The organism is Pseudomonas agarici, from assembly GCF_900109755.1.
Classification (GTDB): Bacteria; Pseudomonadota; Gammaproteobacteria; order Pseudomonadales; family Pseudomonadaceae; genus Aquipseudomonas; species Aquipseudomonas agarici.
The window spans coordinates 1-13,644 of record NZ_FOAR01000036.1 but is presented as its reverse complement, the minus strand read 5'-3'; the positions used below and the strand labels follow the sequence as shown (position 1 = coordinate 13,644).

Here is a 13,644-nt window from a genome sequence, read left to right as displayed (position 1 = left end):
AGGGACTTCGTTTGCGAGACCTTTGGACGACGGACAATACCGGTCTTCGCCATAAGGGTAGATACTTTATCGCCACTACGACCGTCGCTGACACAAGTATTTCAGCATGTCAGCGCAAGCCGATCTATGCTTCAGGGAGTCGAGCGCGCAGTCGCCGTGTAGTCAACCGAGAAAGGATTTCTGCATGCATTCGGTATATTTCGACCTTCATATGCTCCGGGATTGGCAATGAGCAGCATGGTGCCCCGTATCAACCGCCGCATTTTGGTTATCGATGACACGGCATCCATCCACCAAGACTTCCGTAAGATTCTTTGCCCTTCTGTCGTCGAAGACGATCTGCAATCGGCTGAGTCAGCCTTGTTCGGCGCCGTCATCACCCGTTCGCAATACGTTTTCGAACTGGACTCGGCCTTCCAGGGCCAGGAGGGCCTGGTCAAGGTCGAACAAGCATTGGCCGGGAATCGCCCCTATGCCATGGCCTTTATCGACATGCGTATGCCTCCGGGTTGGGACGGCCTGGAAACCATCGAGCGGCTCTGGCAGGTCGACCCCAAGCTGCAGATTGCCCTGTGCACCGCCTACTCTGACTACTCGCTGGAGGACATGAGCGAGCGTGTCGACATGGGCGATCGCCTGTTGATTCTGAAAAAGCCGTTCGATGCGATCGAGATCCGCCAGCTAGCCAGCGCCCTGACCGCCAAATGGCAAATGACCGAAGAGGCGGCGCTGAAAATGGATTTGCTCGAACAGGCCGTCGAGGAACGCACCCGCGAACTGTCCGATGCCAACATCATCGTTCAGAACAGCCCGACCATTCTCTACCGCCTGCGGGGCGAGCCGTCGTTTCCGCTGATGTACATCTCCCACAACATCACCAAGTTCGGCCATGTGGCCAAGGATTTGGTGGGCTCAGACGATTGGCGCCAGGTGCTGATTCATGCCGAGGATCAGACCAAGGTCGACACGGCCATGGCCCGGGTACTGGACAAGGGCGCCCAGGGTGCGTCCATTGAATACCGCCTGCGCACCGGCGACGATCAGTGGCGCTGGGTCGAGAACCGCTACGTGCCGGTACGCGACAGCGAAGGTCGCCTGTTGGAAGTTGAAGGCATCATCATCGATATTACCGAGCGCAAGGTGGCCGAGGAAAAGATCGCGCTACTGGCCCGCACCGACGGGCTCACCGGACTGGCCAACCGCTCGACCCTGATCGAGCGCCTGCATCAGAGCTTCGCGGCCGCACAGCGCGGCGCCTCGCCGTTTGCGGTGTTCTACCTCGACCTGGACCACTTCAAGCGGATCAACGATACCCTGGGTCATCCAGTAGGTGACCTGCTGCTTCAGGAAGTGGCGCGACGGTTGAAGAGCTGTACCCGCGAAACAGACCTCGTGGCGCGGCTCGGCGGCGACGAGTTCGCCGTGCTACAAACCGAAATGCGCGAGCCGGCCGTTTCCGGGGCGCTGGCGGCGAAAATTCTCAGTGCCTTGGTCGAACCCTACCACCTCGATGGCAACGAGGTACGGATTTCCGCCAGTATCGGCATCAGCACCTATGTGCAGGACATTGACAACGCCGACACCTTGCTGGTTCAGGCCGATATGGCGCTCTATCGTTCCAAGGAAAACGGTCGCAACCAGTACCACTTCCACTCCGAGGAGATCGATCAGGAAGTCGCCGACCGCGTCGCCATCGCCAATGACCTGCGACAAGCCATCGCACACAACGAGCTGGAACTGCACTATCTGCCCGAAGTCGACCTGGCCAGCGGCAAGATCCTTGGCATGGAGGCACTGGTACGCTGGAACCATCCCGAACGTGGCCTGCTCAGTCCCGATGCTTTTATTCCGGCTGCGGAAAAGACCGGCACTATCGTCGCCCTTGGCCACTGGGTGCTGGACCGGGCCTGCCAGCAGATGCGCAAATGGCGCGACGAAGGTATAGCGCCCCCAGTGATTGCGATCAATCTGTCGCTGGCACAACTCAAGAGCGGCGGCGAATTGGTTCACGACGTCATCGAAACCACCGCTCGATGGGGCCTGGTGCCCGCCGACCTGGAGTTCGATGTCACCGAAGCGACTCTGGCCCAGACCAAGTGGACGCAGAACGAGGTGCTGCCGCGCTTGCGCGAGCTCGGGGTGAAGATCGCGATTGACGATTTCGGTACCGACTACTCGTCGTTCGACTACCTCAAGACCTACCAGGTCAATCACCTGAAACTGGCGCAGTCGTTTATCCATCACGCCACCCAGGACCTGGAGAGCGCCGCCACCTTGCGCGCCATCATCAACTTCGCCCGGGAGGTAGGTATCGGCATCATCGCCGAAGGCGTGGAAACCCTGGAGCAACGCAGCTCGCTGATTTCCACCGGCTCACCGATGAACGCCCAGGGCTATTACTTCAGCAAGGCTGTCAACAGCCAGCACGCCTCGCAACTGTTGCACAAGGGCAATATCAATCCGCAAACACCACTCGACCGCGAGGTGCAGTGATGGATGCCCTAACCGGTGCCGCCAACCGGCGCATCCTGATCATCGACGATACGCCCTCGATTCATCAGGACTTTCGCAAGATCCTCTGCCCCACAGCAGAGCACGCGCCGGGCCTGGACACGACTGAAACCTTGCTGTTCGGTGTCTGCAAACACCAGCACCAGACGTTTGAACTCGACTCAGCGTACCAGGGACAGGAAGCCCTGGAGCGGGTGACACTCGCACAGGCCGCCCAACGCCCCTACGCCATGGCTTTTATTGACATGCGCATGCCGCCCGGCTGGGATGGATTGGAAACCATCGAGCGGCTCTGGAGGGTGGCTCCAGATTTGCAGATCGCCCTCTGCACCGCCTATTCGGACTACTCGTGGGAATCCATGGCCGAACGCCTGGAATTCGGCGATCGGCTGCTGATTTTGAAGAAGCCGTTCGACAGTCTGGAAATCCGCCAGATGGCCAGTGCCCTGACCTGGAAATGGCAACTGGCCAAGGACATGGCCATGCGCATGTGCGATCTGGAACGGACAATCGAGGAGCGGGTGCAGGAGCTGTTGCAGGTCTCGCGCCTGCTGCAATTCGATGTGCTGACCGGGCTGCCCAACAGCACGTTGCTCGGTGACCGGCTGGGCCAGACGATTGCGCGGGCCCGGCGTCAAGACGAACAGGTCGCGGTGATGTTCCTCGGCCTGGACCGCTTCAAGCGCATCAACAATGCGCTCGGTCATCCGGCCGGCGATGAAATGCTCAAGCATGTGGCTCAGTGCCTGATCGGAGTATTTTCCCACCCGGACTCGGTGTTTCGCTACGGCTCCGATGAGTTTGTCCTGGTACTGCCCGATATTGCTGCCCCCCAACAAGCCAGGGACATCGCCGAAAAAGTCCTCGGCGCCATCACCGCGCCCCTCGAAGTGGCCGGCCACGATCTGCGGGTCACCGCGAGCCTGGGGATCAGTCTCTACCCTGGCGATGGCCTGGATGCGCTGAACCTGATCAAGAAAGCCGAAACAGCCATGCGCAACGTCAAGGAACATGGCCCGAACAATTTCGGTTTTTTCATCGAAGACATGAACCTGCGTGCCCGCGAGCAGCAGTCTATCGAATCGGGCATCCACCGAGCCCTCGAACGCGACGAATTCGTGCTGCATTATCAACCCAAGCTGGACCTGTCCAGCGGCGTCGTGGTCGGGGCGGAGGCATTGATCCGCTGGCGGCACCCGCAGCGTGGCTGGGTCTATCCGGGCGAATTCATTCCCGTGGCCGAAGACTGCGGGCTGATCGTTCCACTCAGCCGCTGGATCCTGCGCCAGGCCTGTACCCAGGCCAAAGCCTGGCAGGAGGCTGGTTTACCCCCGATCATCATGTCGGTCAATGTGTCGGCCATCGACTTGCGACAGCGAGATTTTCTGGCTGGGGTCGAGCAGGCGCTGGAGGACACCGGCCTGGATCCGACGCTGCTGGAGCTGGAAATCACCGAGAGCGTCCTGATGCAGAACGTCGATACCACCCTCGAGGTGTTGCATGCCATCAAAGCACTCGGCATCCGCCTGGCCATCGACGACTTCGGTACCGGCTACTCAAGCCTGAGCTACCTGCGACGCTTTCCCATCGATGTGCTGAAAATCGATCAATCGTTCGTGCGCAACGTCAACAGCAACGGCAGCGACGCGGTGCTGGTCAAGGCAATCATCAACCTGGGCAAGAGCCTGGATCTGAACATCATCGCCGAAGGCGTGGAAACCCTGGAACAACTGGACTTTCTCAAGGCCAATCACTGTGGGGAGGCCCAGGGTTATTATTTCAGCAAGGCCATCGAAGCCGGCGAATTCAGCCGTTGGTTAAAGGACCCGCGACGCCAAGAGCCGGAACATGACTGATCGATCCCCAGCCGTAGGAAGCATGCGATGTCAGCCTCTGGAACGCTCCTGCTACTGCTCTGTACAACGCTGTGCCTGCCTGTCCTGGCGGCCTCGCTGGACGAACCGCTGAAACCCGTGCCAGAGATTGCGCAACAAGATCCCCGTCGCGTGGAGTTGGGTCGCCAGCTATTCAATGAAAAACGCCTATCGATCAACAACCAGCTATCCTGTGCCACCTGCCATCAACTGGACCAAGGCGGCGCCGACGACAAGCCACTGTCGCTCGGTTTGCATGGCACCCGCGTCGCCGTCAACACGCCCACCGTGTTCAATGCCGCCTTGAACTTCCGGCAGTTCTGGAACGGTCGCGCCGAAAGCCTGGAAGCCCAGGCCGACGACGTGCTGCAAAACCCGATCGAGATGGGTAACACTTGGCCGAACCTCATCGACACTCTGGTCAAGGATCCGGCCTACCTGGCGGCCTTTCGCGACGCTTACGCCGACGGCGTAACGGTCGACAATGTGAGAAATGCCCTGAGCACCTACGAACGCACCCTACTGACCCCCAACTCGCGCTTCGACCAGTACCTAAAGGGCAACACCGACATCCTCAGCCTAGACGAGAAATACGGCTACCAGCGCTTCAAGGACTACGGCTGCATCGCTTGCCACCAAGGGGTGAATATCGGCGGCAACATGTACCAGAAATTCGGCGTAATGGGCGACTACTTCAAGGCCCGCGGCAATCCGACCCAGGCCGACTTGGGACGCTACCTGGCCACCGGTGCCGAGGAAGACCGCTATGTGTTCAAGGTCCCCAGTCTGCGCAACGTAGCCCTCACCGCCCCGTACTTTCATGATGCCTCGGCCAAAACCCTCGATGAAGCGGTCACGGTGATGTTCACCTATCAACTGGGGCGTATCCCTTCCGATGAGGACAAACGTCTGATCATCCTGTTTCTCAAGACCCTTACCGGTGAATTGGGAGGCAAGCCGCTATGAAGCTCAAACGTCGCCCGTTGAACCAGATGCTCTTGCCGTTGTTGACCCTGGTGCTGTCGTCGGCGCTGGTATTTCTCTACCTTATGTCCCGTGGCGAAGGCACCCAGGATTACTCTGGCGCCCGCGATCTGGTCGCCCAGATTAAGCAACTGGACGCCCGCTGGGACACGGAGATCCTCAAGGCCAGAGTTGCGCTGACACGCAACTACGATGCGCTGATCAAGCCCCGCAGCGACATGCAGGAACTGCTGCACGCGCTCCAAACGCTGGAACTGGTACACAAGCGCAATACCTCCGACGCCTGGAAGGATCGCTGGGGCACCCTGGAACAGGCACTCGCCGAGAAAACCCGGCTGGTCGAACAGTTCAAGTCGCACAATGCGGTATTGCGCAACTCGCTGGCGTTCCTGCCAACGGCTGAAGACGACATCCAACGCCAGCTCAGCGGGCTCGAAGACTACGACAAGCTGATGCTCCAGACTACCTCCAACGATATCTACGACCTGCTGCTCAGCACCCTGGAGTTTGCCCAGACCGCCACCCAGGAACACTCCAACAGCATCCTACTGGGCATCAATCAGGTCGGCGTGGACCAGCGACGCCTGCCTGCGACGTTCAAGGCCCCCATGGATATCCTGCTCAACCACGTCCAACTGATCCTGCGCGAGCAGCCTCTGGTCAACACCTTGCTCGACGATATCGCCGCCGTACCGGTTTCCGAGAGCCTGGATGCCATTACCGATCAACTGAACCAGGATCAGCAAATCACCGACCGCATCGACCGGCAATACCACCTGTACCTGCTGATCTTTTCGGCGCTGATGGTCGTCCTATTGCTGTACCTGGCCACCCGGCTGCTTCGCAGTTATGCACAGATCAACCAGATCAACCGGGATCTGCAAACCGCCAATGAGCGCCTGGAGCAACGGGTGGAGGAGCGTACCCGCGAGTTGCGCGAGGCCCAGAGCGAACTGGTCGACGCTGCCCGCCAGGCCGGTATGGCCGAAATCTCCACCAACGTCTTGCACAACGTCGGCAACGTGCTCAACAGTGTGAACGTCTCCGCCGACCTGGTGATCCACAAGCTGCGTGCCAGCAAGGCACTGGGCCTGGGCAGGGCGGTCGCGCTGATGAACGAGCATCCCGACGACCTGGGCGAGTTCCTCACCCATGACGACAAGGGCAAGTTACTGCCGGGCTACTTTAACCAACTCGTCGAGGCCATTGCCGCGGAACAGCAAGGCATGGCCGAGGAACTCGGCCAGTTGGGCAAAAGCGTCAACCACATCAAGGACATCGTCTCGACCCAGCAATCCTACGCCGGTGCTTCGCGCCTCGAAGAAGCCGTGCACATAGGCGATCTGCTCGAGGATGCATTGCGCATGAACTCCGGCGCTCTGACCCGGCACAATGTCACCGTGATCCGCGACTATGAGGATGTGCCCCGGATCATGGCCGACAAGCACCGCATGCTACTGATCCTGATCAACCTGATCAGCAATGCCAAGCAAGCGATGTCCAAGCTATCCGACCGGGCTCGCAAGCTCACCCTGCAAGTGCGGGTGATCGAAGGTGCAATCCTGCATATCAGTGTCAAGGACGACGGCGAAGGTATCCTGGCGGAGAACATGACACGCATCTTCGCCCACGGCTTCACTACCCGCAAAGACGGCCACGGTTTTGGCTTGCATAGCTGCGCGCTGGCCGCGATCGAGATGAACGGGCACTTGAGCGTCCATAGCGACGGCCCTGGCAAAGGCGCGATCTTCACCCTTGAACTACCCTTGAAAATCGCCGTGGGGGGCTCATGACACCACACTCCAATCGTCGCATCCTGCTGGTGGACGACACACCGTCGATCCATGATGATTTTCGCAAGATACTGCTGCCGGTGCAGGGCGATAGCCCGGATCTCGATCTGATGGAGGCCGCGCTGTTCGGCCACGAGGTCAAGACCGGCACCAGCCAGCCGTTTGAACTCGACTCCGCATATGGCGGACAGGAAGGCCTGGCCAAGGTCGAGTATGCCCTGGCCCACGAACAGCCTTATGCACTGGCGTTCGTCGATATGCGCATGCCCCAAGGTTGGGATGGCGCCGAAACCATCGAGCACTTGTGGAAAGTCGACCCGAACCTGCAAGTGGTGGTCTGTACCGCTTATACCGACTATTCCTGGGAGGACTTGCTGAAGCGCCTGCATGGCCACGAGCGCCTATTAATTCTGAAAAAGCCTTTCGATAATATCGAAGTCCAGCAACTGGCCAATACCCTGATCAACAAATGGGAAATGACCCAGCGCGCCAACCTGCAAATGCACACCCTCGAAGACCTGGTGGAACAACGCACGCTGGCTCTCAAGCAGGCAAGCCAAGCCCTCCAGCACGAGATCGACGAACGCAAGCAGCTCGAAAGCCAACTGGTGCAGTCGGAAAAGCTCGCTTCCCTTGGTCAGTTGGCCGCCGGTGTCGCCCATGAAATCAACAACCCTATCGGTTTTATCAGCTCCAACCTCGGCACCCTCGGCGGCTATTTCAATCAACTGCAAGCGATGCTCGACGCCTATCGCAGCGCCGAAGAAGGCATCGCTTCCAGCGAATTGCGCATGCACTTGCAAGCTTTGCGCGAAAAGGTCGAATTGGACTTTCTCCGGGAAGATATCCCGCTGCTGATCAAGGAGTCTCAGGAGGGCATCGGGCGGGTCGGGCAGATCGTCAAGGACCTGAAAAACTTCTCGCGGGTCGACTCCAGCCAGGAGTGGCAGTGGAGCAACCTGCAGCAAGGCATCGAGTCGACCTTGAACATCGTTGCCAACGAACTCAAGTACAAGGCCGATGTGATCAAGGACTATGCCGAACTGCCGGAAATCGAATGCCTGCCCTCGCAGATCAATCAGGTCATCATGAACCTGGTGGTCAATGCCGCCCAGGCGATGGGGCCGGAGCGCGGCACCATCAGCTTGCGCGGCGGATCGTTGGGAAATCGGGTCTGGCTGGAGGTGGCCGACAACGGTTCGGGCATGACGGCGCAAACCGTGCAGAAAATCTTCGATCCGTTCTTCACCACCAAGCCGGTCGGCCAGGGCACCGGGTTAGGACTGTCACTGTCCTATGGCATCGTACAGAAGCACGCCGGGCAGATTTCGGTACGTAGCGAGTTGGGGGCAGGCACCACCTTCAGGGTCGAGCTACCGATCCGCCAGAATAAAACCGGTACATGAAAAATCAGCCTGCCCCGGTCTTCGCAGGTCCTGGCGCGAAAACCGGCTCATGACTCAATTGGCTTCCTGAAAATCCATCTCCGGCGGTTGCTTGCGAAAGCCACCCGTCAGGCACGCCAGGTAGACCAGGCCGATCGCCAACCAACTGACGCCCAGGTAAATCGCCCGGTGATCGAGGCTGGCTATCAGCCACAGGTCCGCCAGCAGACCGATCAACGGGCAGATCAGGAACAGCAACAGCTCGCGCGGACCGCGTTTCTGTGCGCCGATCCAGGAGTGGAAGATCACCGACAGGTTCACCAAACTGAAAGCCAGGAAAGCGCCGAAGTTGATGAACGAGGTTGAGGTGGTCACGTCCAGCTTGAGCGCCAGCAAGGCCACCACGGCGCACAGTAGAATGCTGTTGATCGGGGTGCCGAAGCGCTCGCTCAAGGTACCGAAGAACGACTTGGGCAACACCCCGTCACGCCCCATGGCATACAGCAGGCGAGAACCGCTGGCCTGGGCCGACAGGCCCGAGGCAAACTGGCCGACGATCAGGCCGATCAGGAAGATCGTCACGAACAGGTCGCCACCGATATTGCGGGCGATCTCGTAAGCCGCCGAGTCGACGTTATCGAACACGAACGCGGGATGGGCCAACTGCACGAAGTACGACACACCGATGAAGATCAAACCACCGATCAGGGTAATCAGCATGATCGCCCGTGGAATGGTGCGGCGCGGATCGCGGGTTTCCTCGGTCAAGGTGCTGACCGCGTCGAAGCCCAGGAAGGAGTAGCAGGCAATGGCCGCGCCACTCATCACCAACGGCATCTGCATCTCGCCATTGAAGAACGGCGCCAGAGTCCACAGCGGCTTGCTGGCGTCACCGCCCATATAATGGATCGCCAGGGCGACAAAGGCCACCAGTACCAGAAACTGCACCAACATCAGCAGCGCGTTGATGCCATTGGCCAGGCGCAGACCGACGATATTGATCAGGCTGGTGATGATGACAAAGGCCAGTATCCAAACCGCTTGCGGTACCGAGGGAAACGCCGAGTTGAGGTAGGCCGCGCCGATCAGCCAGATCGCCATCGGCAGAAACAGATAGTCGAGCAGTACCGCCCAGCCGGCGATAAAGCCGAGTTTCGCGCTGATAGCCTTACGCACATAGCTATAGGCCGAGCCGGCCACCGGAAAGGTCGCGGCCATGCGACCGTAACTCATGGCCGTGAAGAACATTGCCACCAGCGCCGCGAGATAGGCGGCAGGCACCCTGCCCTCCGTGGATTGAGCGAGGATGCCGAAGGTGCCGAGGACAATGATCGGCGTCATGTAGGCGATGCCGAACAGCACCACCGAGCCCAACGAAAGGGTGCGTTGCAAACGAGCCATGAGGCGACTACTCCGAATGTTATTGGATTTATGACAGAGCCGAGTTCGGCGAAGGTGTAGCGGTATTACAAAATCCCTATCGGTCCGAAACAGTCCCTTGTGGCGAGGGGCTTGCCCCCGTGATGGGTTTCAGTCCTGCGCAATCAACAACTCGCGCACACCATTGGCATGCTCGATCACCTCGCCCGGCAAACGCAGGCGCTGGTCGTCCAGGTAACGATAGTCACGCCGTGCGGCGGCCAGTTGGCTCAGGTTCAGCTCCACACTGAACTGGCCCTCCTCGCGACCGGCCTCCATGAGCAGGACCCCGAAGGGGTCCACCAAGGCGCTGCCACCGGCGAACAACAGGTCGCCATCGCCTTCCCCGACCCGGTTGACCATCAGCGCGAAAGCCTGGTTTTCCTGGGCTCGAGCCATGATGGCGGTGCGGTGGGTCGGCCCATAGGGGTCCATGTTGCCGTTGGTGACGATCAGCAATTGAGCACCCAACTGCGCCAAGGCGCGGGCGGTTTCCGGGAATTCGATGTCGTAGCAGATCAGCAGGCCGACGCGCACACCGTTCCACTCGCAGGTCACATACCGATCACCGGGATTGAACACACCGCGATCCGAGGCCCACAGGTGGGTCTTGCGATAACGCAGGGCAATGCCTTGCGGAGTGATCATCAGCGTGGTGTTGTAGAATCGACCGTGGTCGTTCTCGGCCATACCAATGACCACCGCCAGGTTGCGCTCGCGAGCGGCCTGCTGAACCGCCCGCACGGTCGGGCCGTCCAGCGGCTCGGCGATCCCAGCCACGGCCTCGGCGGACGGAAAGCCCATCAGGTGGGTTTCCGGAAACACGATCAGTTGGGTATCGGCGGCACAGGCAGCAATCGCGGCGAGTGCCCGTTCGAGGTTATAAGCTGTATCGTTGTCCCGGCCAGCAAGCTGGGCAAGTTCGACTTTCATGGGTATTCCTTGTTTTCGGGCGCGGACCAGGCTCAATGACGGCGCGGAGCTGGCAGAATAACTGCCCGGCCATGGTGTGTGGCCTCAGTATGCGCACCCACGCCAGGCCATGGGAATTACGCGGCCGAGGTAACTCGATAGGGGTAGACCAATGACACTCATCCTCGATGACATCGCCTGGCATCGCTCGCTGGGGCAAATGATCGAAGCCCTCGACCGCCCGAACTTCTGGACGCAGCTGGTGCGCCTGCTCAACCAGTACGTGGCGTTCGACAGTTGGGTGGTCCTGCTGTTCAGCAGCCAGCGGCACCCGGAAGTGTTCGCCGAATGTCCGGGAGAAGACGGCAGCCCCGACCCACTGTTCCAGGATTACCTCAAGGGCCTGTACCTGCTGGACCCGTTCTACATCGCCAGCCGCGAATACTCGCGCACCGGCCTGTATCGCCTGGCCGAAGTGGCGCCGGAGCACTTCGAACTGACCGAGTACTACCAGCGCTACTTTCGTCTGAACGTGGTGGCCGACGAAATCCAATTCAATTGCCAGCTCGATGATGACCGTACCCTGTGTCTGTCGCTGGGCTCCACCCGTCGTTTCAGCGCAGAACAGATTGCCCTCTTGTCACTGATTCAACCCTGGGTACTGGGCTTGTTGCGCCAGCGCCTGCCCCATGAAGTCCACGAAGAGACCGCCGTAACAGCGACACCACAACAGGGTGACTGGCGCATCCAGCTGGAAGCCTCGGTGCAACAACTCAAGGGCGCCCAACTGACCGCCCGCGAGCTGGATGTCGGGCGCCTGATGCTCAGCGGCTGTTCGAGTAAGGAAATCGCCCGCAAACTGGAAATCTCCATCGAAACCGTGAAAGTCCACAAGAAACATATGTATAGCAAGCTGGGGATCAAATCCCAGTCCGAGTTGTTCTCGATTTTTCTCCAGGCACAAAATACCTGAGCCTTGAACATCCTGCGCGGATTCACACCGCCTATCAGCCCCAGGTAAAACCTGTCAATTCTGACAGTAGACACCGGTATTTTCTTGAGGGAACAATCGACCTGAATCGAATTACCCTACGCCGACTGCTTGCCTGTACGAAAGGAAGTTGCATAAGGCCCCTCCACACGGAAAAGGCCCTTGTCATGGACAGACATTCCAGTGAATTCGAGCGTTAACGCCTACGTTTTCACGGATCACTTTCGGCAGGCCACTATGTTTACGCGACGTTCCTTCCTGGCGTTTGCCTTACTTCCCTCTCTGTTTGCCTCATTGGCCGCACCACCATCGGCATCGGTCGATACTCCCCTGAAGTTGGCTGCCTTCACGCCGATCAGGCTCGCCGAAGCAACCGCCCCGAAACCGCGGGTACTGACGCCTACAGTGCCAGAGCCACTGCTCTCTGGAGTGGGCTACGAGGCCCACGGCAAGGTCGGATTCAATCCGGAGCATGCGCTGCTCGCCCAAGAAATCGAACAACTGCTCGCACGGATGACGCTCGAAGAAAAAGCCGGACAACTCACCCAACTGAGCGTGCAAAAGTCGCCCACCGGACCGATTGTGAGTAGCGGCAGCGAGGACGATATACGCACTCCGGGTGTCGGCTCGCTGATCGGGGCCGAGAGCGTTCAGGACACGCGCCGCTTACAACGAATCGCCGTGGAGGAGTCTCGCCTGCACATTCCCCTGCTGTTCTCGCTCGATGTCCTGCATGGTTTTCGCACGATCTTTCCCGTTCCGTTGGCCGAGGCAGCGGCTTGGGACCCGGACCTGGCACAACGTACCGCCCGAGCCGCCGCCATCGAAGCCAGCGCCAGCGGCGTAAACTGGACCTATGCCCCAATGATCGATATTGCCCGCGATCCACGCTGGGGGCGCGTCGTGGAGGGCTCTGGCGAAGACCCCTTCCTGGGTTCGGCGCTCGCGGTGGCGCGCATACGCGGCTTTCATGGCCAGGGGCCACCCGCCACCTCCACGCTGCTGACCACCGCCAAGCATTTCGTCGGCTACGGTGCCGCCGAAGGAGGACGAGACTACAACACCAGCGATCTTTCGGAGCGCACCCTGCTCGAAACTTACCTCCCGCCGTTTCACGCCGCAGTACAAGCCGGAGTAGATGCTGTCATGCCTGGTTTCAACGAACTGAACGGTATCCCCATGCACGCCAATAGCCCACTGCTCAAGGACACACTGCGTGAACAGTGGGGCTTTCGCGGTATCGTCGTCAGCGATTTCGCCGGCGTGCTTGAACTGATGCCCCACGGCGTAGCCGCGACACCCACGGCGGCGGCCAAACTCGCCTTCGACGCCACGGTGGATATCGATATGGTCAGTGGCTTCTACGTACACCAGTTACCGGCAATGGTGCGCAATGGCCAGCTCACCGAGCATGCATTGGATACCGCCGTAACAGACTGTGTGAAAACCTAGCAATCTGCGCAGTGCTCGAAGAAAATGCTCCGTATCGAAAGATACGGAGCATTTTTCGTTATGGCTTACATCCAGGGACAGTCCCGCAGCCAGACCAGCCTGTTTCCGGTATCGCTGGAAGAGTTGATCCCCGAGGATCACCTCGTTCGCGTTATCGACCTTTACGTCTCCAAACTGGATCTGGTGCGACTAGGCTTTGATAAAGCACTTCCCAAAAGCACCGGCCGGCCTTCTTACGATCCAGCCGATCAGCTAAAACTTTACCTCTACGGTTATTTCCAGCGGATCCGTTCATCACGGCGCCTCGAAGCCGAGTGCCGGCG

The 13,644-nt window shown here is 59.5% G+C and carries 10 protein-coding genes; 8 read left to right on the top strand and 2 right to left on the bottom strand.

The genetic code is table 11. The annotated features are described in order from the left end of the window. Positions 1-228: 228 nt before the first annotated feature. The 5 genes from BMX68_RS23180 to BMX68_RS23160 are packed head-to-tail and all read left to right on the top strand — an operon-like array spanning position 229 to position 8,568. Positions 229-2,493 carry a GGDEF/EAL domain-containing response regulator gene (locus BMX68_RS23180; RefSeq protein ID WP_017131279.1) on the top strand — a complete coding sequence of 755 codons (2,265 nt, stop codon included), beginning with the start codon at positions 229-231 and terminating at the stop codon, positions 2,491-2,493. Continuing rightward, a complete protein-coding gene (locus BMX68_RS23175) occupies positions 2,493-4,367 on the top strand; it encodes a putative bifunctional diguanylate cyclase/phosphodiesterase (RefSeq protein WP_017131278.1) in 1,875 nt (624 codons plus the stop codon). The genes BMX68_RS23180 and BMX68_RS23175 overlap by 1 nt, the downstream gene beginning before the upstream one ends. A 27-nt stretch (positions 4,368-4,394) precedes the next feature. Further along, a complete protein-coding gene (locus BMX68_RS23170) occupies positions 4,395-5,351 on the top strand; it encodes a cytochrome-c peroxidase (RefSeq protein ID WP_017131277.1) in 957 nt (318 codons plus the stop codon). Next, entirely contained in the window at positions 5,348-7,162 is a 1,815-nt protein-coding gene (locus BMX68_RS23165; protein ID WP_017131276.1) for a DAHL domain-containing sensor histidine kinase, read from the top strand. The genes BMX68_RS23170 and BMX68_RS23165 overlap by 4 nt, the downstream gene beginning before the upstream one ends. Continuing rightward, entirely contained in the window at positions 7,159-8,568 is a 1,410-nt protein-coding gene (locus BMX68_RS23160) for an ATP-binding protein (RefSeq protein WP_074862668.1), read from the top strand. The genes BMX68_RS23165 and BMX68_RS23160 overlap by 4 nt, the downstream gene beginning before the upstream one ends. 54 nt (positions 8,569-8,622) lie before the next feature. On the opposite strand, the gene BMX68_RS23155 is transcribed toward BMX68_RS23160, so the two are convergent. After that, entirely contained in the window at positions 8,623-9,948 is a 1,326-nt protein-coding gene (locus BMX68_RS23155; RefSeq protein ID WP_074862664.1) for an APC family permease, read from the bottom strand. A gap of 129 nt (positions 9,949-10,077) precedes the next feature. Beyond that, on the bottom strand, positions 10,078-10,899 hold the full coding sequence (locus tag BMX68_RS23150) for a carbon-nitrogen hydrolase family protein (protein WP_017131272.1): 822 nt from the start codon (positions 10,897-10,899) through the stop codon (positions 10,078-10,080). A 151-nt stretch (positions 10,900-11,050) separates the two neighbouring features. Here BMX68_RS23150 and BMX68_RS23145 point away from each other — a divergent pair, with 151 nt between their 5' ends. From BMX68_RS23145 to BMX68_RS23135, 3 genes are all read left to right on the top strand, one after another. Further along, positions 11,051-11,851, top strand: a complete 801-nt coding sequence (locus BMX68_RS23145; protein WP_017131271.1) for a helix-turn-helix transcriptional regulator — start codon at positions 11,051-11,053, stop codon at positions 11,849-11,851. A 255-nt stretch (positions 11,852-12,106) separates the two neighbouring features. After that, positions 12,107-13,321, top strand: a complete 1,215-nt coding sequence (locus BMX68_RS23140; RefSeq protein WP_017131270.1) for a glycoside hydrolase family 3 protein — start codon at positions 12,107-12,109, stop codon at positions 13,319-13,321. A gap of 60 nt (positions 13,322-13,381) precedes the next feature. Beyond that, positions 13,382-13,644: transposase (locus BMX68_RS23135; RefSeq protein ID WP_177178872.1), on the top strand; the 263-nt coding region annotated here is incomplete at its 3' end.

What these genes read in the sequence shown, in the direction of transcription:
- BMX68_RS23180 (WP_017131279.1), top strand. Translation starts at nt 229, where the DNA reads ATGAGCAGCATGGTGCCCCGTATCAACCGCCGCATTTTGGTTATCGAT.
- BMX68_RS23175 (WP_017131278.1), top strand. Translation starts at nt 2,493, where the DNA reads ATGGATGCCCTAACCGGTGCCGCCAACCGGCGCATCCTGATCATCGAC.
- BMX68_RS23170 (WP_017131277.1), top strand. Translation starts at nt 4,395, where the DNA reads ATGTCAGCCTCTGGAACGCTCCTGCTACTGCTCTGTACAACGCTGTGC.
- BMX68_RS23165 (WP_017131276.1), top strand. Translation starts at nt 5,348, where the DNA reads ATGAAGCTCAAACGTCGCCCGTTGAACCAGATGCTCTTGCCGTTGTTG.
- BMX68_RS23160 (WP_074862668.1), top strand. Translation starts at nt 7,159, where the DNA reads ATGACACCACACTCCAATCGTCGCATCCTGCTGGTGGACGACACACCG.
- BMX68_RS23155 (WP_074862664.1), bottom strand. Translation starts at nt 9,948, where the DNA reads ATGGCTCGTTTGCAACGCACCCTTTCGTTGGGCTCGGTGGTGCTGTTC.
- BMX68_RS23150 (WP_017131272.1), bottom strand. Translation starts at nt 10,899, where the DNA reads ATGAAAGTCGAACTTGCCCAGCTTGCTGGCCGGGACAACGATACAGCT.
- BMX68_RS23145 (WP_017131271.1), top strand. Translation starts at nt 11,051, where the DNA reads ATGACACTCATCCTCGATGACATCGCCTGGCATCGCTCGCTGGGGCAA.
- BMX68_RS23140 (WP_017131270.1), top strand. Translation starts at nt 12,107, where the DNA reads ATGTTTACGCGACGTTCCTTCCTGGCGTTTGCCTTACTTCCCTCTCTG.